General features: G+C 72.3%; 19 protein-coding genes. 8 read left to right on the top strand and 11 right to left on the bottom strand.

Annotation, left to right across the window (positions count from 1 at the left end):
• Positions 1–34: 34 nt before the first annotated feature.
• Both ABZV06_RS20970 and ABZV06_RS20965 read right to left on the bottom strand, forming a co-directional pair.
• Positions 35–286 carry a hypothetical protein gene (locus tag ABZV06_RS20970; RefSeq protein WP_355237158.1) on the bottom strand — a complete coding sequence of 84 codons (252 nt, stop codon included), beginning with the start codon at positions 284–286 and terminating at the stop codon, positions 35–37.
• A gap of 122 nt (positions 287–408) precedes the next feature.
• On the bottom strand, positions 409–2,574 hold the full coding sequence (locus ABZV06_RS20965) for an ATP-dependent DNA helicase UvrD2 (RefSeq protein WP_355623501.1): 2,166 nt from the start codon (positions 2,572–2,574) through the stop codon (positions 409–411).
• Between the two features lie 93 nt (positions 2,575–2,667).
• Between ABZV06_RS20965 and ABZV06_RS20960 the strand changes: the two genes are divergently transcribed.
• Positions 2,668–2,910, top strand: a complete 243-nt coding sequence (locus ABZV06_RS20960; RefSeq protein WP_355050572.1) for a mycoredoxin — start codon at positions 2,668–2,670, stop codon at positions 2,908–2,910.
• A gap of 63 nt (positions 2,911–2,973) precedes the next feature.
• On the opposite strand, the gene ABZV06_RS20955 is transcribed toward ABZV06_RS20960, so the two are convergent.
• Positions 2,974–4,263: an MFS transporter gene (locus ABZV06_RS20955; RefSeq protein WP_355623499.1), complete on the bottom strand. Its 1,290-nt coding sequence runs from the start codon at positions 4,261–4,263 to the stop codon at positions 2,974–2,976.
• Positions 4,264–4,479: 216 nt separating this feature from the next.
• Between ABZV06_RS20955 and ABZV06_RS20950 the strand changes: the two genes are divergently transcribed.
• From ABZV06_RS20950 to ABZV06_RS20940, 3 genes are all read left to right on the top strand, one after another.
• Complete coding sequence (locus ABZV06_RS20950) at positions 4,480–5,460, top strand: helix-turn-helix transcriptional regulator (protein ID WP_355237149.1); 981 nt, start codon at positions 4,480–4,482, stop codon at positions 5,458–5,460.
• Positions 5,461–5,534: 74 nt separating this feature from the next.
• Positions 5,535–5,774, top strand: a complete 240-nt coding sequence (locus ABZV06_RS20945) for a DUF397 domain-containing protein (RefSeq protein WP_355237147.1) — start codon at positions 5,535–5,537, stop codon at positions 5,772–5,774.
• 211 nt (positions 5,775–5,985) lie between these two features.
• Positions 5,986–6,261, top strand: a complete 276-nt coding sequence (locus ABZV06_RS20940) for a hypothetical protein (protein ID WP_355237145.1) — start codon at positions 5,986–5,988, stop codon at positions 6,259–6,261.
• A 126-nt stretch (positions 6,262–6,387) separates the two neighbouring features.
• On the opposite strand, the gene nudC is transcribed toward ABZV06_RS20940, so the two are convergent.
• The 3 genes from nudC to ABZV06_RS20925 form a co-directional block, all read right to left on the bottom strand.
• A complete protein-coding gene (gene nudC, locus ABZV06_RS20935) occupies positions 6,388–7,347 on the bottom strand; it encodes an NAD(+) diphosphatase (protein WP_355237142.1) in 960 nt (319 codons plus the stop codon).
• Positions 7,348–7,420: 73 nt separating this feature from the next.
• Positions 7,421–8,764: a pitrilysin family protein gene (locus ABZV06_RS20930; RefSeq protein WP_355623496.1), complete on the bottom strand. Its 1,344-nt coding sequence runs from the start codon at positions 8,762–8,764 to the stop codon at positions 7,421–7,423.
• Positions 8,761–10,071 carry a pitrilysin family protein gene (locus ABZV06_RS20925; protein WP_355623493.1) on the bottom strand — a complete coding sequence of 437 codons (1,311 nt, stop codon included), beginning with the start codon at positions 10,069–10,071 and terminating at the stop codon, positions 8,761–8,763. Before ABZV06_RS20925 ends, ABZV06_RS20930 begins: the two co-directional genes overlap by 4 nt.
• 309 nt (positions 10,072–10,380) lie before the next feature.
• Between ABZV06_RS20925 and ABZV06_RS20920 the strand changes: the two genes are divergently transcribed.
• From ABZV06_RS20920 to ABZV06_RS20905, 4 genes are read left to right on the top strand one after another with little or no spacing between them, the layout of a single operon-like run.
• Positions 10,381–11,445 carry an ABC transporter substrate-binding protein gene (locus ABZV06_RS20920; protein ID WP_355237133.1) on the top strand — a complete coding sequence of 355 codons (1,065 nt, stop codon included), beginning with the start codon at positions 10,381–10,383 and terminating at the stop codon, positions 11,443–11,445.
• Positions 11,442–12,221: an ABC transporter ATP-binding protein gene (locus tag ABZV06_RS20915; protein ID WP_355237130.1), complete on the top strand. Its 780-nt coding sequence runs from the start codon at positions 11,442–11,444 to the stop codon at positions 12,219–12,221. Before ABZV06_RS20920 ends, ABZV06_RS20915 begins: the two co-directional genes overlap by 4 nt.
• Complete coding sequence (locus ABZV06_RS20910; RefSeq protein WP_355237127.1) at positions 12,211–13,095, top strand: ABC transporter permease; 885 nt, start codon at positions 12,211–12,213, stop codon at positions 13,093–13,095. Before ABZV06_RS20915 ends, ABZV06_RS20910 begins: the two co-directional genes overlap by 11 nt.
• 1 nt (position 13,096) lies before the next feature.
• Entirely contained in the window at positions 13,097–13,534 is a 438-nt protein-coding gene (locus ABZV06_RS20905; RefSeq protein WP_355623490.1) for an Rrf2 family transcriptional regulator, read from the top strand.
• A 250-nt stretch (positions 13,535–13,784) separates the two neighbouring features.
• On the opposite strand, the gene ABZV06_RS20900 is transcribed toward ABZV06_RS20905, so the two are convergent.
• The 5 genes from ABZV06_RS20900 to ABZV06_RS20880 form a co-directional block, all read right to left on the bottom strand.
• The gene (locus ABZV06_RS20900; protein ID WP_355237122.1) at positions 13,785–13,985 is read right to left on the bottom strand and encodes a hypothetical protein; all 201 of its coding nucleotides are present in this window, start codon (positions 13,983–13,985) and stop codon (positions 13,785–13,787) included.
• Positions 13,986–14,214: 229 nt separating this feature from the next.
• Positions 14,215–15,528 carry a DEAD/DEAH box helicase gene (locus ABZV06_RS20895; protein WP_355237119.1) on the bottom strand — a complete coding sequence of 438 codons (1,314 nt, stop codon included), beginning with the start codon at positions 15,526–15,528 and terminating at the stop codon, positions 14,215–14,217.
• Between the two features lie 223 nt (positions 15,529–15,751).
• Complete coding sequence (locus tag ABZV06_RS20890) at positions 15,752–15,955, bottom strand: cold-shock protein (RefSeq protein ID WP_101369720.1); 204 nt, start codon at positions 15,953–15,955, stop codon at positions 15,752–15,754.
• A gap of 227 nt (positions 15,956–16,182) precedes the next feature.
• Positions 16,183–19,635, bottom strand: coding sequence for an ATP-dependent DNA helicase (locus ABZV06_RS20885; protein ID WP_355623487.1), 3,453 nt, complete (start codon positions 19,633–19,635; stop codon positions 16,183–16,185).
• Between the two features lie 55 nt (positions 19,636–19,690).
• On the bottom strand, positions 19,691–20,606 hold a 916-nt coding region (locus ABZV06_RS20880; protein ID WP_355623484.1), incomplete at its 5' end, for a PD-(D/E)XK nuclease family protein.

The following is a 20,606-nucleotide window of genomic DNA, read 5'->3' as shown; positions in this document are numbered from 1 at the left end:
TTCCGCGGCCTCGAGGTGAGCCGGTGTCTGAGATTCAGACCGGTCTACCTCGAGGTGGAACGCCGCGGACATCCGTGCGCTTCTTCGCGCCATCGATGCCCATGCCCGTGATGCCACTGGTCCCCTCGACTCCGGCATTCGGCGCAACGGTCAGGTTCAGCTCGGCCTGAACCTGGTGCACCTGCGGAACCGACGGTCGTGCGGCCGCAAGGGCCACCCGGACAGCCGACAGCGGAGCGTGGACAGACGGCATCGCCGTCAGACGCTCATAGGTGAAGATCTCCACGGTGGCCACCTCCCTCACGTTCCTCGAATCGACTGGACCAACCCCCGTGAGCAGCCGGAATGGCGCCGCTCGCGTGGTGTGTTCTGAGGCTATTCCTCGCCTGGGCGCGAGGGCAAACGAATTTACGACGAGATTTCGAAAGTTTTCTCCGGGCAGACGTCGTCCACCCCCGCGCCCCCCACGAGCGCCAGTACCGACTCGCCGTAGAGGCCCAGTTTGCGAGGGCCGATGCCGGCGATGGCGATCAACTCCTCCGGCCGGCCGGGCCGCCGCTCGGCCAACGCGGTCAACGTGGCATCGGTGAACACCACGTACGCCGGGACCTTCTGCGCGCCGGCCACCCGCTGCCGCCACTCGCGCAGGCGTTCGTGCAGCTCGTCGTCGATGTCGGACGGGCAGGTGGGGCAGCGACCGAGCTTCCGGTCCGGGCCGGCGAGCAGGGTGGCGCCGCAGATCCGGCAGGACACGATCTGCGTCCGACGCCGCTCGGGACGGGGTGCGGGACCGGCGGAGGCACCGGCCCGCTCGGTGCCTCCGGAGCGGTCGAGCTGGGGCAGGAACCGCGAGGGCCGTCGGGCCCGCCCGCCCGGCGAGCGCGCGGCGGCGTACGACAGCCAGAGCCACTGCCGGGCCCGGGTGATCCCGACGTAGAGCAGCCGGCGCTCCTCCTCCACGTGCTCGACCGTCTTGGCGTACGTGGTGGGCAGGGTGCCCTCGGCGAGGCCGACCAGGAAGACGGCATCCCACTCCAACCCCTTGGCCGAGTGCAGCGATGCCAGCGTGACCCCGTCCACCGTCGGCACGTGCTGCTGGGCGGCCCGGCGTGCCAGCTCCTCGGTGAAGTCGGTGAGGGTGACCGCGCGCTCCACCGAGGCGGCCGCACCGATCGGCACCACCTCGGGCATGGCCGCGTACTCCTCGGCGAGCTGGACCAGCGCGGCCAGCGCCTCCCAGCGCTCGCGGGCGGCGCCGCCCGCCGGGGGCGTGTCCGGCGCCCAGCCGACGGCGGTGAGCGCCTCGACGACGGCGGCGGGCAGCGGCGTCTCCCCCGGGATGGATCGGGTGGCGGAGCGCAGGGCGACCATCGCCTGGCGAACCTCGGTGCGCTCGAAGAAGCGCTCGGCGCCCTGGACGACGTACGGCACGGCGGCCTCGGTCAGCGCCTTCTCGTACGCCTCGGACTGCGCGTTGGTCCGGAACAGCACGGCGATCTCCTTCGCCGGCGTCCCCCCGTCGATCAGCGTCCGGCAGCGCGCGGCCACCGCGTTCGCCTCGGCCGGCTCGTCGGTGAAGATCCGCAGGTCGGGTTCCGGCCCCGGAGGACGCTGTCCGCTCAACTCCAGTCGCAGCCGCGCCTCGGTGCCGCGAGCCTGAGAGATCACGGCGTTGGCGAGCCCGACGATCTGCGGGGTGGAGCGGTAGTCCCGAACCAGCCGGACCACCGTGGCGTTCCGGTGCTGGCGCGGGAAGTCGACCAGGTACGCCGACGTCGCCCCGGTGAACGAGTAGATGGTCTGGCTGGCGTCACCGACCACCGTCAGGTCGGCGCGGCCGCCCAGCCAGGCGTCCAGCAGCCGCTGCTGGAGCGGGTTGACGTCCTGGTACTCGTCGACCACGAAGTGCCGGTACTGGCCACGGACCTGTTCGGCGACGTCCGGGTGCTCCTCGATGCCCCACACCGCGGCCCGCAGCATGTCCTCGAAGTCGATCACCCCGTTGGAGCGTTTGAGCTGCTCGTACGCGGTGAACACATCGGCGACCTTCGCCGGCTCGTGTGGCGTGTCACGCAGCGCGCGGGCCGCCGCCACGACGTAGTCGCCCGGTTCGACGAGCGACGACTTGGCCCACTCGATCTCGCCGGCCAGGTCCCGTGCGGCAGCCCGGTCGGTACGCAGACCGACCCGGGCGGCGGCGAGAGTGACCAGCCGCACCTTGCTGTCCAGCAGCTCGGGCATGGCTCGGCCGGCCAGCAGGCGGGGGGCGAAGTAGCGCACCTGGCGCAGTGCGGCGGCGTGGAAGGTCCGCGCCTGGACACCGTGCGCCCCGAGCAGCGTGAGACGGTGTCGCATCTCGGCGGCGGCGCGGGCGGTGAAGGTGACCGCGAGCACGTGCCGGGGCGAGATCTCACCGGTGAGCGCCCGGTGGGCGATCCTGGAGGTGATCGCGCGGGTCTTGCCGGTGCCGGCCCCGGCCAGGATGCAGACCGGGCCGGCGGGTGCGGTCACCGCGGAGCGCTGCTCCGGGTCCAGCCCGGCGAGTACGCCTTCCGACGCTGAGTGAACCCCCACAACCAGGAATCATCTCAGCTCCCCCGGGCGTTGTAGCGGACAGCCTCGGCTTGATCGGCAAGCCGGCGGCCGGAGCAGCTGGAGGATCAGATCATGCTGACGATGTATTCCACTCCCTGGTGCGGCTACTGCCACCGGCTGAAGTCGCAGCTCGACCGGGAAGGCATCGGGTATGAGGTGGTCGACATCGAGCAGGACCCGAAGGCCGCGGACTTCGTGATGAGCGTCAACGGCGGCAACCAGACGGTGCCGACGCTGCGTTTCGACGACGGCAGCGCCCTGACCAACCCCTCGATCACGCAGGTCAAGCAGCACCTGGCCACGCTGGGCGCCTGACCGCCCGGTACGACACTCGAACGGCCGCCCTCCGGGGCGGCCGTTCGTCGTTCCCGACATCCGTCACCGCCGGAACGGCCGCCGGGTGGCCGTGGTCACCGACCCGTCGATGCCGGCGTCGAGCGGGCGGCGCGGCCCCGGCAGGGCCGGCGGCGTCGACGTCGGCGCCCCGGACGGCGCGCTCAGGTGCCGGCCCCGCCAGAGGTAGGCACCGGCGGCCAGCGTGGCCACCCCGACCAGCACGAACAGGGCCCGGTAGTCCAGGACGCCGACCAGGAGGGCGCCCGCGCCGATGGAGAGCGCCTGCGGTCCGCTGACCAGCGCCTGGGTGGCCGCCGCCACCCGTCCGACCAGGTCGGGTGGGGTGCGCCGCTGGATCAGCGTGTGCAGACCCACCATCGTCAGGGGCAGCGAGATGCCGGCCAGCAGCACCGCCGCGAACCCGAGCGGCAGTTCGGGATACGCGAGCGCGAGCGCGGCCGGCGCGAAGAACGCCACCCCGGCGGCCAGCGTGCCGACCTCGCCGAGCCGGCGGACCAGGGCCGGTGAGCAGAGCCCCCCGCACAGGCCGCCGACGCCCTGCACCATCACGAGTACGCCCACGAACGCGGCGTCCCGGTCCAACCCCTGGTCGACGTACGCGAAGATCAACGACTCGCTGAAGCCCATCACCAGCGACCCGAGCCCGTAGCCGACGAGGGCCCGGCGCAGCGCCGGCTCACCGGTCAGGTGCCGCAGGCCCGCGCCCAGCTCGGCGGGCCAGCGCAGCCGTACGGTGGGCGACGACTGCGCCGGGCTCGGCACCGCGGTCACCACCGCGGCGGCGGTCACGAAGCCGACCATGCCGATGCTGGCCAGCGCCCATCCACCGAGCGCCGCGTAGAGCGCCGCGCCGGCCAGAGGGCCGATCAACCGCAACCCCTGGCGTACGGTCTGCAGCACGCCGTTGGCCTCGGCCAGCAGGTCCACGGGCACCAGTTGCCGGATTAGTCCGCTGAGCGCCGCGCCGAGCGTGATGGACGACAGCCCGTACAGGGCGGCGACCAGATAGACGAGCCAGACGTCGTTCGCGTCGCGGACGGTGAACAGCGGCACGAGCAGCAGCGCGGTGACGACGTTCGCGGCCACGAAGAAGGGCCGGCGCGGGTACCGGTCGACGAACCAACCGACCAGTGGCGCCGTCGTCATCGGAGCGACGACGGCGAAGATGATGCCGCCGGCGAGCCCGTTGGAGCCGGTCAGGTCCTTGACCCAGATGGCGAGCGCGAGCAGCAGGATCGACTCGGCGGTCATGCTGGCCAGCAGGCCGCCGAACAGCAGGCGGAAGTCGGGTCGGCGCAGGACGGTGCGCATGGGGTCCCTCCGGCAGGGTGGCGTGCCCGGCTGGGCGCGGTCGACGGGGCTGGGACCGCGGGTCCGTCATCGTCCGGCGTACCCGTGGTCCATTTTTGGTAAGACACGCCCCCGCCGGAACCTCCGACACCGGTCGCGCCGTCCATACTGACCGTGGGGGGCGAATTTCATACAGTTACCGTCGCGTCTGCGGCGGACGACGGGAAAGAGGACACTGTGCCTCCTGCCGCACCCAGCCCAATCATGCGTCGTCGACGGTTGGGCATCGAACTGCGCAGCCTGCGCGAGACCGCGGGCCTCACCGGCGACCAGGTCATCGAACGGATCGGTTGGGCGTCCGCGTCCAAACTGTCACGCCTGGAGAACGGCCGCAGCAGACCGGACCCGCAGGACGTCGGCGTCCTGCTGGACCTCTACGGCGCCGACGCCGCGGCGCGCGAGGAGTTGCTCGGGATCGCCGGTGAGGCCGGCGACATGCGCGGCTGGTTGAAGAACTTTCCGGTGATGACGCAGCAGCAGCGCAGCTGGGCCGAGTTGGAGGCGGGCTGCGCGGAGATCTCCGAGTACAACCCGGTGCTGGTGCCGGGCCTGCTACAGACCGCCGGGTACGCGCGGGTCCGCCTCCTCTCGGCCCGCCGGGTGGGCGAGGGCGCCGGCGAGCCCGAGCCGGCGGACGAGCTGGAGACCGAGGTACGGGCGCGGTTGGCTCGTCAGACCCTGCTGACGCGCGAGCCGCACGCGCCGAGCTACACGGCCGTGCTGGAGGAGGCGGCTCTGGGCCGTCGGGCCGGCCCGCCCGAGGTGCTGCACGAGCAGCTGCACCAGCTGTGCGAGCTGGCCCTGCTGCCGAACGTGACGCTGCACGTGCTTCCGCGGGACACGCAGGTCGGCGATTGGTACCTTCCGCCGACCGCCTTCTCCCTCTATCGGTTCGCCGATCCACTCGATCCGGAGACATTGGCCATCGAAGGGGGGTTCACCGACGTCATGTCGACCGAGTCAATCACGCTAAATCGCTATAAAGTAGTGTTCGAGTGGCTATGCACGGCGGCACTGAACGCCTCGGACACCCTCTCCTGGCTGATCGAGGCGACGGGACGGCTGACCGGGGCGGGCCCCGCATCCACAGTGGCGTTCGGGCCGGCAACGGCGCCGACCCAACGCCGCCGTGATTCGGGGCGGCTGACGGACCGGTGATCCACGGGGGACCATCCGTCGGGACGTGCGGCACCACTCGTCCCATTGGATCGGTTCACACCAGGAGCAGAGCCATGAACGACATCCACCACACGCCGTCCGTCTCCGCCAGTTCGCTGGCGGACGCCCCGTGGCGTACCAGCACACGCAGCCAGACCTCCAACTGCGTGGAGGTCGCACCGCTGGGCAGCGGCCCGTCGGCGGTCGCGCTGCGCGACAGCAAGGACCGGGGCGGCCCGGTGCTGCTGTTCAACCGGGCCGGTTGGCTCGGTTTCATCGCTGGAGCGAAGACGGGCCAGTTCGATCTGAACTGATCCTCCACTGAGGCGGGGCCGTCGGCACAATGCCGGCGGCCCCGCCGTCGTATCCGTCGGCGACCCCACTGACCAGGCATCCGCCGATCGGACGAGGCTCGAAACCAATAGGCGCGTTTCACTTGCTGGGATGAACACGGGGCGTAACATGACCCACGAAACGTGGAACTTCCACACTGGCTCATCCGTCGCGGTTCATCCGGAGACCCTTATGCGGTTCCTGATCGTTCGCACCGACATCCGCACCGTCGCCGACGGGGACATCGCCGCCGCCTGGGCGGACGGCCATCGCCTCCGCGACGAGACGACCACACCCGAGCCGCGCCGGCAGACCGTCCACGCCGAGGACCGGGACGCCGCGTTACTGCTGGCCCGGGCCCTGTCCACAGTCGGCGCGGTACGAGCAGGCAAGCAACGGGTCAAGGTCCTTCCGCTCAGCGAAGTGCGGCCCGCCTTCCGGCGCAGACCCGGCCGGACCGGTACCTGACCCACCAGACGTCCGTCGTGGTCGGCTCGGCTCCCCCGCCGCGTCATTCGCTCCCACCGACCACGGCGGCCCGTGTTCCCGGCCCGTGACCGCCGCGGCAACGTCGGCCACGGGCCGGGACCGTGCTCAACGCCCGGCGTCCACCCAGCCGTCCAGCCAACGGTGGACGAGGAACAACGCGATCGACGACGGCGGCGGCAGGATCAGCCGGGCGCCGTCCCCCACGTCCACCGTCCGCCCCGCGCACGCCGCCCCGATCTCGTCCCGCGTGAACCACCGGGCGTACGCGATCTCGGACGGATCGACCCGCACCGGGTCCGCCGGATCGGCCGTGGCCAGGAAGCCCAGCATCAGCGAACCCGGGAACGGCCAGGCCTGGCTGCCGACGTACCCGATCCGCTCGACCCCGATGCCCACCTCCTCGCGGACCTCGCGCAGCACGGCGGCCTCCGCCGACTCCCCCGGCTCGACGTAGCCCGCCAGGCAGGAGTAGCGCCGCCCGCCCGGGGTCCCCGGCCAGCCGGCGTTGTTGCCAAGCAGGCAGCGGCCGTCGGGGCCGTCGACGCCGTCGTGCACCAGCACGATCATCGCCGGGTCGGTGCGCGGCCAGATCCGGCCGCCGTTGCGATCCACCCGCGACCAGCCGGCCTCGTCCATCACCGTCGGCGCGCCGGTCGCCGACGAGTAGCCGTGCCGGGTATGCCAGTTCAGCAGCGCGAGGGCGGTGGTGAAGATGCCGGCCTCCCGGTCGCCGAGCAGGTGGCCCACCTCCCGCAGGTTGACCGCTCGGGTGCCCGACACCGCCGGCAGCGGCGTGTCGAGCGCGAACACCGGCACCCCGTCCGGCTCGACACCGAGGAACATCGCGGTCGACTCGGCGCCGGCCGGCACGTCGGCGGCGTCGAACAGCACCAGCGTCGGGGGCGACACGTCGGTACGCGCGAGCGTCCGCCCGTCATCGGTCGAGTCGAGCAGCAGTATCCGTCCGCGCAGCCATGCCTCGGTCAACCACTGCGCGTCACCCCGCCGGTGCGCGGCCCGATCCAACGTCGAACGCGCCAGCGGTGGCGCGGCCTCGCCGCTCACGTCGTCGCTCCGCTGGTCGCCGCCCAGCCGCGGCGCTGGGCGACACGGCCGGACGTGCCGTGACCGTCCCGCCTCACGGCTGCACCGGCTCGGTGTGGACCGGCATCAGCGCGGCCAGCCCCGGGGTGACCCGCTCGGCGTCGCCGAGGACGACCACCGCCGCCCGGGCGGGCGCGAGGTAGTGGGCGGCAACCCGCGCCACATCGTCGACGGTCGCCTTCGCCAGTCGGGCCGCGTACTCCGCGAGGAACTCCAGACGCAGGCCGTTCCCGGCGTACGCGCTGGTCAGCGCGGCCAGACCCGCCTGGGTGGCCATGCCGAGCTGGAGGGTGCCCAGGGCGTACTGGCGGGCCTGCTCCAACTCCTCGAGCTTCGGCGGCAGCGTCGCCAGACGACCCAGCTCGTACATGGTCTCCAGTAGCGCCGGACCGGTGACCTCGGTGGCCACCTCGGCGCCGGCGACCAGCACCGACCCGGCCACCGAATGCTCGACCACCGAGTGCGGGCCGTACGTGTAGCCCTTGTCCTCGCGGATGTTCTCCACCCAGCGGGACGAGAAGTAGCCGCCGAAGATCAGGTTGGCCAGTTGCAGCGCCGCGTGGTCGGGGTCGGTGCGCGGCACGGCGGGCAGCGCGACCCGCAGCGAGGACTGCACCGAGCCGGGCCGGTCGACAAGCAGCAGCGGCCCCGGCTCAAGTGGCGGGGTGGCCGGCAGGTTGGCCGTACGCCCGGCCCCGGTCCACCCGGCGAGCGCCCGTTCGACCGCGTCCAGGGCCTTCTCCGGCTGCACGTCCCCGACCACCACCAGCTGTGCGCCGGCGGGGTGCACGCGCTCGGTGTGCAGGCTGCGCAGTGCCGCCGGGCGTACGCCGCGGAGCTGGCCCGGCTCCGGGGTCTGCGTGGCGTACGGGTGCCGCCCGTAGATCCTCTTCAACAACGCTTCCCGGGCCAGGTGCGACGGCTGACTCTGCGCGACCTGGATCCGGTCGATCAGCCGGTCCCGTTCGGCGGCCACCTCGTCGCCGGGGTAGCTGGCACCGGTCAACACCTCGGCCAGCAGCTCCAACATCCGGTCCAGGCCGGTGACCAGGCCCGCGCCGGAGATCATCAGTCGGTCCGGATCGACGCCCGCGGAGAGCCCGCCGCCCACCTTCTGCAACTCGGCGGCGAGCTGCACGCTGGTCATCGACTCGGTGCCGGAGAGCATGGTCTGCGAGAGCATCGCGGCGCGCGCCAGGTGGGCGCGGCCGAACGGCACCCAGAGCCGCAGCTCCACCAGGGGCACGGCGGGCCGGCGTACGGCGATCACGGTCAGCCCGTTGCGCAGTGTGCGCTCGGCCTGCTTGGGCACCTTGAGCTTGCGGGTGGGGCCGAGCGCGGGCAACGTACGCGGCCCGGCGGTGGCGGTGGTCGTCATCGGGTACCTCCGGGGATGACCTCGACCATCGCCCGGCGCTCCGGGAGCAGGGTGGCCGCAGCGGCGCGGACCTGTTCCTCGGTGACGTCGCCGACCAGTCGGGGCAGGTCGTTGAGCAGGCCCGGCTCGCCGCGTTGCTGCTCCAGGACGGCCATCCGCAGGGCCCGGCCGAGCACCGCGTCGGTGTCGCGGAGCAGGTGGGTGGCCATCCGCGCCTGGGTGCGGGCCAGCTCACCGTCCGTCAGCCCGTCGGTCGCCAGCCGGTCCAGTTCCTCGTCGACGGTGCGCAGCACCTTGTCCACGTCGCCGCCGGGCGGCAGATGTGCCTGCAACAGCAACGCCGTCGGGTCACGCACGTCGAACGGGTCGCCCATGAAGCTGAGGTAGCCACCCAGGCTGGTCACCGTGCGGTCGCGCTGCACCAGGCGTTCGACCAGTCGGGACGCTTCGCCGTCGGTGAGCACCTCGGCCAGCACCACGTACGGCAGGTAGCCGGCGAAGTCGCCGATCGGGTCGGGCACCCGCCACGCGCCGGCCACCGCCGGCAACGGTGCCAGGGCGTCCGTGTACGAGCTGCGCCGCTCGGCGGTCAGGTCGGGCTCGGTGAAGTCGGGCCGCTGTGGCGCGGGCCGGGCCGGCACGTCGCCGAAGTGCCGGTTCACCAGCTCGGTCGCCTCGGCCACGTCGATGTCACCGCTGACGGCCAGGACCGCGTTGCCGCTGGCGTAGTAGCGACGGAAGAAGTCGGCGGCGTCGGCGACGGTGGCCGACTCCAGATCGTCGAACGAGCCGTAGCCGTCGTGGGCGTTCGGGAACGTGTCGAACATGACCGGCGGCAGGGTCAACCAGGGGAAGCCACCGTACGGCCGGCTGAGCACGTTGACCCGGATCTCCTCCTTGACCACGTCGACCTGGTTGCGCAGGTTCTCCTCGGTCAGGCGGGGTGCCCGCATCCGGTCCGCCTCGAGGAACAGAGCGCGCTCCAGCGCGTTGCTCGGCAGCGTCTCGAAGTACTCGGTGTAGTCCAGGTGGGTCGAGCCGTTGAAGGTGCCACCGGCACCCTGCACGTGGCGGAAGTGGGCCAGCTTCTCCAGATTTTCCGAGCCCTGGAACATCAGGTGCTCGAAGAGATGCGCGAAACCCGTACGCCCCTGGGGTTCGGATCGGATGCCGACGTCGTAGACCACCGCCACCCCGATCACCGGGGCACTGCGATCGGGGGTGAGGACCACCCGCAGGCCGTTGTCGAGGGTGAACCGCTCGACCGGGTACTTCGTCGCTGGAATTCTGGATCTCCGCGCCGCCACGGGATCGACCCTAGCGTGTCGGCCCGTTCGCCACCGCCGACCTCGGCGGAGCCGCCGTCACCGGTCTGGCGAATCGCAGCGGTCGTCACCGCGTCGACGGGTCGCGCCCGCTGGGGACGATGAGCACCACTCGGCCGCGAAGGGGCAGTCCGGGCCGGCCGAGTCGGCGGACTTGACCCATCAAGACGGTAGGAAATGCCGACATAACTGAGACGCCCCTTCCCGGCATGTGGATGGGCCTTGACGCTGACGGAGGCCTGGCCCAGTCTTCCTACCAAGTAAGTAGGAATACTGCGGATTGGATGGACGATGAGACGGCTCCCCCTGCGCCGGTTGGTCACCCTGACCACCCTCGCCGCCCTCGGCGCGGCGACCCTGGGCAGCACCGCCGCGTGTGGCGACGACAGCGAGGGCGCGGGGGGCGGCTCCGGCCCGGTGACCCTGCGGCTCGGCTACTTCCCCAACATCACCCACGCGCCGGCCGTCGTCGGCGTGGAGAAGGGCATCTTCGCCGAGAAGCTCGGCGCCGACGTCAAGCTGGAACCGAAGACCTTCAACGCCGGCCCGGCCGCCATCGAGGCCGTCTTCTCCGGAGCGCTGGACGCGACCTACATCGGCCCGAACCCCACCGTCAACGCGTTCTCGAAGTCCAAGGGCGAGGCCGTCCGGGTGGTCTCCGGCGCCGCCTCCGGAGGCGTGGCGCTGGTCGTCAAGCCCGGCATCAACGGGCCGCAGGACCTCAAGGGCAAGAAGGTCGCCACCCCGCAGCTCGGTAACACGCAGGACGTGGCCGTCCGCTACTGGCTCAAGCAGCAGGGGCTGACCACCACCAAGGAGGGCGGCGGCGACGTGAAGATCGTGCCGCAGGAGAACGCCCAGACGGTGGAGACGTTCAGCAGCGGCGCGATCGACGCCGCCTGGGTACCCGAGCCGTTCGTGTCCCGGCTTGTCAACGCCGGCGGCAAGGTGCTCGTTGACGAGCGGGACCTGTGGCCGGACAAGAAGTTCGTCATCACCAACCTGCTGGTCAGCACCAAGTTCCTCAAGGCGCACCCGGACGTGGTGCAAAAGCTGGTCGACGGCCAGGTCGCCGCGAACGAGTTCGTCAACAGCAAGCCGGACGAGGCCCAGCAGGCCATTTCCGACGCGATCGGCAAGATCACCGGCAAGCCGCTCGACCTCAAGCTGATCAAGCAGGCGTGGCCGACGTTGGAGTTCACCAACGACCCGATCGCCACGTCCCTCAAGGCCGGACTCGACCACGCCGTCGAGGTCAAGCTCACCGAGCCCGTCGACCTCAAGGGCCTGTACGACCTGACCTACCTCAACAAGTCGCTCAAGGCGGCCGGCAAGCCCGAGGTCACCCAGCCATGACGTCGACCACGACGACGCCGCAGAGCGCGACCACCTCGGTCGCGCTCTCCGGCGTGACCAAGGTGTACGGACGCGGCGCGAACGCCGTACTGGCCCTGGACGGGGTCTCCCTCGACGTGGCGCCGGGCGAGTTCGTCTGCCTCGTCGGCGCGTCCGGCTGCGGCAAGAGCACGCTGCTCAACCTGGTGGCCGGCCTGGACCGTCCCAGCGGCGGCGAGATCGGCATCGCCGGTGGCGCCAGCCCGGGGCTGATGTTCCAGGAGCCGGCGCTGTTCCCCTGGCTGACCGTCGAGGCCAACGTGGAGGTGCCCCTCAAGTTGCGCGGCCTTCCCCGCGCCGAGCGCCGCGACCGGGTGGCCGAACTGCTGCGCACGGTGCACCTGGCCGAGTTCGGCCGCAAGCGTCCGCACGAACTGTCCGGCGGGATGCGCCAGCGGGTCGCGCTGGCCCGCACCCTGGCCCTGGACACGCCGGTGCTGCTGATGGACGAGCCGTTCGGCGCCCTGGACGCCATGACCCGCGACATCCTGCACGACGAGCTGGAACGGATCTGGTCCGAGCGCCGACTCTCGGTGCTGTTCGTCACGCACAACGTCCGTGAGGCCGCCCGGCTGGCCGACCGCATCATCCTGCTCTCCAGTCGCCCCGGCCGGATCATCTACTCCGCCGAGGTGGACATCCCTCGTCCACGACGGATCGACTCTCCCGAGGTCGCCGCCATCGCCGCCGAGGTCACCGAACGACTGCGTACGGAGGTGGGCCGCCATGGCCAGTGACACCCTCACCAGCACCGCGCGTAGCGATGCGGAGATCACCGGACTGGACGCGCTGGAGATCGCCGGCCGGGAGAAGGAGGTCTCCCGGGGCACCCGGCTCTGGGCCGCCACCTGGCCCAAGCTCGCCGCGCTGGCCATCGCCATCCTCGCCTGGCAGGTGGTGGTCTGGTCGGGCTGGAAGCCGCCGTACTCCCTGCCGGGCCCGCTGGTCGTCGGCCGCGAGCTGCTCACCCAGGCCCAGGGTCCGCAGCTCTGGGAGGGTCTGGTCACGACGCTGCGCCGAGCGGCCCTCGGGTACGTCTTCTCGGTCGCCGTCGGCCTGCTCCTGGGTCTCGCGGTGGCCCGGTCCACGGTGCTGCGCGCCGCCATCGGCTCGATGATCACCGCGTTGCAGACCATGCCGTCGATCGCCTGGTTCCCGCTGGCCATCCTGCTGTTCGAACTGAGCGAGAAGGCGATCTTCTTCGTGGTGGTGCTCGGCGCGGCGCCGTCGATCGCCAACGGCGTGATCTCCGGCGTGGACTACGTGCCACCACTGCTGCTGCGCGCCGGTCGCAACCTGGGCGCTCGCGGGCTCAATCTCTACCGGTACGTGATCGCACCAGCCGCGCTGCCGGCGATCGTCGCGGGCCTCAAGCAGGGCTGGGCGTTCTCCTGGCGCAGTCTGATGGCCGGCGAGCTGCTCGTGGTCGGCATCTCGCAGACCTCGCTCGGCGCGCAGCTCACCTACTCCCGCGAGCTGTCCGACGCGCCGTGGCTGCTCTCCACCATGATCGTGATTCTGGTCGTCGGTCTGGTCGTCGACGCCGCGTTCGGCGCGGCGGACAAGGCGATCCGCCGTCGTTGGGGCGTACTGGACCAGGCTGGTCAGTGAGGTGTACGTCTCCGCGCGCAGCGACTACGCGCTCCGGGCGATGCTCGCCGTCGCCGCCGCCGCACCGGGCGGCGACGGTGTCGGCGAGCTGGTGAAGGCAGGCAACCTGGCCGAGGTACAGGAGATCCCGCTCAGCTTCCTGCAGGGCATCCTGCTCGACCTGCGCCGGGCCGGCCTGCTGTACAGCCACCGGGGCGCCGACGGCGGGTACGCGCTGACCAGGCCGGCCACCGAGATCACGGTCGGGGACGTGCTGCGCGCGGTCGGCGGGTCACTGACCACCGTGCGCGGTCTGCCGGCCGAGCGGGCCGGCTATCACGGGGTGGCCGCCGGGCTCACCGACGTCTGGCTGGCGGTGCACGGGGCGATCGCCACGGTCGTCGACAGCACCACCCTGGCGGACCTGCTGGCCCACAACCAAACCCCCGCCGCCCCCTGACCCAGCCCCACCCCACCCCGCCCAGCCCCACCCAGCCCCGCCCCGCGATCTTGCACTTTCTGCGGCGATAAAAGGGGTGTATCACCGCAGATCGGCGACCGAAAGTGCAAGATCGACGAGTTGGTTGACCCGAGCGCACCCGCGCACGAAGGCGGTGTGGTCGGGCCGGTGCCCCGCCGGCCCGACCACACCTTCGTACCGATCCTGACCGCGCCTGCCCCTCCGCCGGCACCGGTCGGCCGGTCGCCGCTCAGCCCCGGTGCTCGACCGTCGGGCCGGAGCCCAGGTCGCCGGGAGTGCGCAGCTCCACCAGACCGGCGGGCGCGTTGCCCGCCGTGGTGGCATGCCAGGGTCCGAAGGCCGCGACCATGGCGAGGAGCAGCCCGGCGAGCCCGACCGCGACCACCAGGATCAATTCGCGTAGGGCCCCCGAGCCGACTTCCCCCGCCATGGTCACTCCTCCCCCGTGCCGGGTCCCCCGCCCGGCTCCCCCCGCTGGTCAGCTTCGACCACCGTGCAGCGGGGCACAGTCGGCCAGCCGACCCATTTGAGGCTGATTACCGATTCAACCGAACGGCCAGCCGGCGGAAGCATCCCGAGGTGAACGGGCTGCGGCGGTGGCACGGAACGAACCGACCCGCCCAGCCGAAGCGGGACGGGTCGGTGACGTGCGGAAGGGATCAGACCGTACGCGGGCGGCGCGGGCGACGGGACCGGCCCGACGCGCGGTGCGCCGGGCGGGCGCCGCCGTCCGAGGTCGAGCCACCGGCGGTACGTCCCCGGCTGACAGCCACCGGCGGCGCGGCGATGGTGACCGGCACACCGGACGGCTCACGGGCACCGGTCACCCGGGCCAACGAACCGTCGCCCGGGCGCACCTGGACCGACTCCGGCCGGATGCCGGCGACGGCCATCAGGCGGGACATGTCCCGACGCTGCTCGGGCAGGACCAGCGTCACCACCGAGCCGGACTCGCCGGCACGGGCCGTCCGGCCACCCCGGTGCAGGTAGTCCTTCGCCTCGGTCGGCGGGTCCACGTTGACGACCATGTCGAGGCCGTCCACGTGGATGCCCCGGGCCGCCACGTCCGTGGCGACCAGGGCGGTCACCTGACCGTTGCGGAACTGCTCCAGGATGCGGGTGCGCTGCGGCTGGGACTTGCCGCCGTGCAGCGCGGCGGCGCGTACACCCTTGGAGAGCAACTGGCGCGCGAGCCGGTCGGCGCGGTGCTTGGTCCCCATGAAGAGGATGGTGCGACCCTCACGGGCGGCGATACGGGTCAACGCGTCGGGCTTGTCGAGCGCGTCGACGTGCAGCACGTGGTGGGTCATCGCGGTGACCGTGGCGGTGCCGGGGTCGACCGAGTGGGTCACCGGGCTGCTGAGGAAGCGGCGGACCAGCCGATCCACACCACCGTCCAGGGTGGCGGAGAAGAGCATCCGCTGACCCTGCGGGGCGACCTGCTCCAGGAGCTTGGTCACCTGCGGCAGGAAGCCCATGTCGGCCATCTGGTCGGCCTCGTCCAGCACGGTGATCTCGACCTGGTCGAGCCGGGCGTCGCCGCGGTTGATCAGGTCGTGCAGCCGGCCGGGGGTGGCTACGACCACCTCGGCGCCGGCGCGCAGCGCGTCCGCCTGGCGCTGCAACGACAACCCGCCGACGATTGTGGCGCAGCGCAGACCGACGGCGCGGGCGTACGGGGCAAGCGCGGTGGTCACCTGCTGCGCCAGCTCCCGGGTCGGCACCAGCACCAGGGCCAGCGGGCGACCCGGCCGGGCCTTACGGCCGGCGGTGCGCGAGAGCAGGGGAAGCCCGAAGGCGAGCGTCTTACCCGAGCCGGTACGACCCCGGCCGAGCACGTCCCGACCCGCGAGCGAGTCCGGAAGAGTCGCCGTCTGGATCGGGAACGGCTCGGTGATGCCCTGCGCGGTCAGCGCGCTCAGCAACGCCGGCGCCAGACCGGTGTGGGCGAAAGACGGAATAACTGTGGTCACGCAGAAGCCTTCCTCGACGCGGAACGTGTCGAGGGAGGGCGCCGAAGTCGGCGCTGTCAACCGGCGGCACAAGGCAGCCAGGACTCACAAGCACGAACCGATTGGAGTACGGGCCGGCCCGCCGCCGGGCCGCCGCCTGCGGAGGCAGGCGGCGGCGAGGCGGGCCGGTCCCGTCACCGTCACACCCGGAGGGCGCGACAGGTAATACTGACCGATCCGAAGATCAGATCGGGCGGATGTTCTCCGCCTGCGGGCCCTTCTGGCCCTGGGTCACCTCGAACTCGACCCGCTGGTTCTCGTCCAGGCTCCGGTAGCCGGAGGACTGGATCGCCGAGAAGTGGGCGAAGACGTCAGCGCCGCCGCCGTCCGGGGTGATGAAGCCGAAGCCCTTGTCAGCGTTGAACCACTTCACGGTGCCAATAGCCATGTGTTTCGTCTCCTTGACGGAACGTCGGACGCGCACTTGTTGCGTGCCCGAAGAGGAGCGCTCCGCGCGGGGATGCGCGAATCGCCTGTCGCTTCTGGTCGCCCCGCCCGGAGAACTCCGGACACAACAAAGAGCGCCTGGGGCCACAATTCCCGCCAGGCGCACACAGAGTCTCTGGTAACCAAAACTGCAACCCGGTCAACCTACCACGGATTTCCCCGTGATGGTCAAACTCGGCTGGAATCCACGGGCAAATGAGCGATCATGGCGGTGAGCCCGGTCACGTCCAGCAGATCGGTCGGACGGACCGTGACCCCGTCCCGCACGTAGTGGAACGCCGCGCCCACCCGCTCGACCGGGACGCCGGCCAGCTCGGCCCAGGCCAGCCGGTACACGGCCAACTGCACCGCCGCCACATCCGCGGCCGGCCCGGCGGGACGTGCGCCGGTCTTCCAGTCGACCACGTCGAACCGGTCGCCCGGACGGGCGAAGACCGCGTCCATCCGTCCCCGGACCACCACACCCGCGATCACCGTGGCGAACGGCACCTCCACCTCGACCGGCACCCGGTTGGCCCACTCGCTGGCCAGGAAACGCTCCTGAAGCTCGACCAGCGCCTCGTCCGGCGCGGCGTCCGCGTCGGCCGCGCCCGGCAGCTCGTCCAGGTCCAGCAACCGGTCGGCACCGAAACGCTGTTCCAGCCAGGCGTGGAAGGCGGTGCCCCGGCGGGCGTACGGGTTGGGTTCGGTGGGCACCGGCCGGCGCAGCGTACGCGCCAGCGCCGCCGGGTCACGCCGCAACGCCACCAACTGGGTGACGCTCAGCTGCCCGGGCAAAGCCACCTCGACCGCGCCGGAGAGCCGGGTCAGCTCGGCCCGCTCGGCCAGCAGCAGGTCGGCCTCCTGCCGCCAGCGCGCCACCTCCGGATCGGCCTCCGTGCTGGCCTCCGGGCCGGTCGGCTCGACCTGCTCCACCGGCTCGTCGTCCGACCGAGACGGCACCGGCCCGGCCAGCACCGGCCCCACCGGCCCGAGCGCCGCCGAGGCCGGGCCGTCGGTCATCAGCCGGCGGACCAGTCCGGCGGCCTCGGCCAGCGCCGGCCGGCGGCCACCCAGCGGGTCGGCCGGCCACTCCGCGCGGAGCACCACCTCGGCCGTCGGGTTCGCGGTGTCCGGGGTGGGCTCCGGTGCCCACGCGTCGATCAGGTGACCGGGGCCGCCGTCCAGGCAGGCGTCGTACACCTCGCGCAGGAAGACCGACGGACCTCGCGGTCGCTTCGTGCCCTCCCCCCACCAGTAACCGGAGCAGAGCAGCAGCCGGCGTGGCCGGGTGACCGCGACGTACGTCAGCCGGCGCTCCTCCCGCTCGTCGTGGGCCCGCCACGCGTCGGTGAAGTCGGCCACCGCCCGGGCCACGGCACGCTGGTCGACCGCCTCGTCGAGCGCCAGCTCCGGCAGCCCGTCGGCGTCGCCACGCAGAGGGAACGGCAGTACGCCCAGACCGCCCAGCCAGTGGTCGGAGTTGCGCACCGGCCCGGGCCACGACCCGCGGCACAGACCGGCCACCGCCACCACGTCCCACTCCAGCCCCTTTGCGGCGTGCGCGGTGACCACCTGCACCGCGCCCTCCACGACCTCGACCTCGCCCGGGGCGAGGCCGCGCTCCTCGTCCTCGGCGGCGGCCAGGTAGGACAGGAAGCCGGACAGCGTCGCGCCGGGCGTCTCCCCGCTGAAGCGGGCCGCCACGTCCGCCAGGGCGTCCAGGTGACCCCGCGCCAGGCCGGCGTCGCCCGCGCCGTCGCGGCCGGCACGCACCGCGACCTCCACGTCCAGGCCGATGGTCCGCTCGATGTCCGCGATCAGATCCGGCAACGCCTGATCCAACCGGTAGCGCAGCAGCGCCAACTCCATGCCGTACGCCCGCAGCCGCGCGAACCCCTCCGCCGAGTACGCCTGCGCCGGCCCGAGATCGGCCAACGCCTCCACCAGGGTCGCCTCGTCCAGCAGGTCGGGGCTGATGTCCGAGTCCTCGTCGGCGGCCACCTGTTGGCGGGCCTTAGCGATGCCCCGCGCCCGTCGGTGCAGCGCCACCAGGTCCCGCGGCCCGATCCGCCACCGGGCGCCGGTGAGCAACCGCAGCAGCGCGGCTCCGTCGGTCGGGTCGGCCAGCACCCGCAGCGTGCACACCACGTCCCGGACCTCGGGGGTGTCGAGCAAGCCACCGAGCCCGACCACCTCCACCGGCAGGCCACGCTCGCGCAGTGCCGACTCGATCGCCGGGATCTGGCTGCGGACGCGGACCAGCACGGCCGTCGTCGGGCGTTGCGCCACCGGGATGTGCTCCGGTGCCGCGCCGGGCATCCGGGCAGCGCCACGCCAGGCGGCGAGCACGCTGTCGGCGATCCACGCGGCCTCGTCGGCGTACGTGTGCAGCAGCGCGCAGTGCACCGTGCCACCGGCCGCCCCGCCGGGGCTGCGGTGCGGAATCGGCTCCCGGACGGTCAGCGCGGACCGCAGCTCCGGCACCCGCGCGCCGGCCGCGCGCAGCGGCGTCGACAGCGCGTTCGCCACCCGCAGGATCTCCGGACGGTTACGCCAACTGGTGGTCAACCCGAGCGCCGGCGCGGGCTCGCCGTCGGTCCTGGCGAACTCGGTGGGGAACCGGTCCAGGGTGCCGGCACTGGCCCCGCGCCAGCCGTAGATGGACTGGCACGGGTCACCCACCGCCGTCACCGGGTGCCCGCCGCCGAACAGCGCGTTGAGCAGCACCACCTGGGCGTGGCTGGTGTCCTGGTACTCGTCGAGTAGCACCACCCGGAAGCGGTCCCGCTCGATCTCGCCGACCGCCGGGTGATCCCGGGCCACCCGGGCCGCCCGGGCGAGCTGGTCGGCGAAGTCCATCGCCTCGAAGTCCACCTTGCGTCGGGCGTACGCCCGCACCAGCGGCAGCAGACGCAGCCGGGTCTGTTGCAGGGTGAGCGCCTTGCGTACGTCGGCGTACACCCGGCCGGGACGCGACTGCACCTCGGCGAAGAACCGGCCGGTCCAGGCTGCCAGTTCGTCGGGGGCGACCAGGTGCTCGTCCAACTCCCCGGCGAGCGCCAGCACCGCGTCGGTGATGGTGCTCGGCATCCGGTCCACCTCGGACATGTCGCCGTCGTAGTTGCGCACCAGCAGATCGACCAACTGCCAGCGGGACGCCTCGGTCAGCAGCCGGGTGGACGGCTCGTAGCCGGCCCGCAGACCGTGCTCGGTGACGATCCGCCCGGCGAACGAGTGGTAGGTGGAGACGGTGGGCTCACCGGCGAGCGGGTCGTCGAGCCGGTCGCGGTCCTGCCGGCCGACCCTGCGGATCAGTTGGTCGAGTCGGGTACGGACCCGATGCGCCAGCTCACCGGCCGCCTTGCGGGTGAACGTCAGCCCGAGGATCTGCTCCGGCCGCACGTACGAGTTGGCCACCAGCCAGACCACCCGCGCGGCCATCGTCTCGGTCTTGCCCGACCCGGCGCCCGCCACCACGAGCAGCGGCTCCACCGGGGCGGCGATGATCGCGGCCTGTTCCCGGGTGGGCGCCGGCAACCGCAGCAGCTTGGCCAGCTCCACGGGCGTGTACCGGGGGCCGGAGTCCGCGAGCCGGGGCGTCGGCGCGGGACCCGCGCCGAACAGGGTGGGCTGGGTCACTGTGTTGTCTCAGTTCGAGACTGCGGGGCTCGCAACACCGGCTCACTCCTCGCCCTCACGGATTGTCCGGAGAACGGACGGTCGGCGGCTCGACCACCTGGCGTCCCTGCCCGGAGACCGGGCAGCTGGTCCGCACCGGGCAGACCCGGCACTTCGAGTTGGCCACCGCGGCGAACGTGGCGGCTGCCATCGTATCGGCGGTCCGCCGGACCAGCGCCGTCGCCCAGCCGGCCGCGGGGCCCTCGCCCGCCGCGGGCTGGTTCTGCTCCCGGGCGTCCTTCGCGGTGGTGCCGAGCTGCACCAGCGCCGCACCGCCGGACTCGTCGCCGAACTCGGGGAACGCGCCCGCCTCCACCGCCGCCTGGTACGCGCCGAGCTGCGGATGCTCGGCCAGCTCGCTGCCGGTGACCGCGGTCGACTTGCCGGTCTTGAGGTCGATCACCACCAGCCGGCCGGCCTCGTCGACCTCCAGCCGGTCGACCCGTCCGGTCAGGTCGATCGGGCGCTGCGGATCGTCCAGGCGCACCGCGAACTCGTGCTCGATGGCGAGCAGCCGGCGCGGGTTGGTGGCCAGCCAGCGCAGCAACTTGTCGACCATCGCCTCGGCGCGCTCCCGCTCGGGGCCGGCCATCCACCGGGCGGCCAACTCGATCGCGTCGAACCGGGCGGCCACGTAGTCGAGCAGAGCCCCCCGGTCGGCGCTGGCGTCCTCGGCGAGCATCGCGGCCGCGTGCACGAGGTTGCCCACACCCTGCGCGGTGCTGGTCGGACCACTGCCGCCGTGCCGTTCCAACAGCCAACGCAGGCTGCACCGCAGCGCGCTCTCCATCGCCGACGGCGTGACCCGCACCGGCTCCCCGTCGTCGACGAGTGGCCGGTCGTCGGAGAGCGCGCGCAGGCCCCACCAGTCGTCGGGGTGCGCGCCGGGCACTCCGGCGGCGGCGAGCCGCGCCAGCTCGGCGGCCGCGGCG

Origin of the sequence: Micromonospora sp. NPDC005172 (assembly GCF_040608555.1) — a bacterium.
GTDB lineage: Bacteria > Actinomycetota > Actinomycetes > Mycobacteriales > Micromonosporaceae > Micromonospora.
The sequence above is the reverse complement of the archived record's forward strand: the minus strand, read 5'-3'. Positions and strand labels throughout refer to the sequence as shown.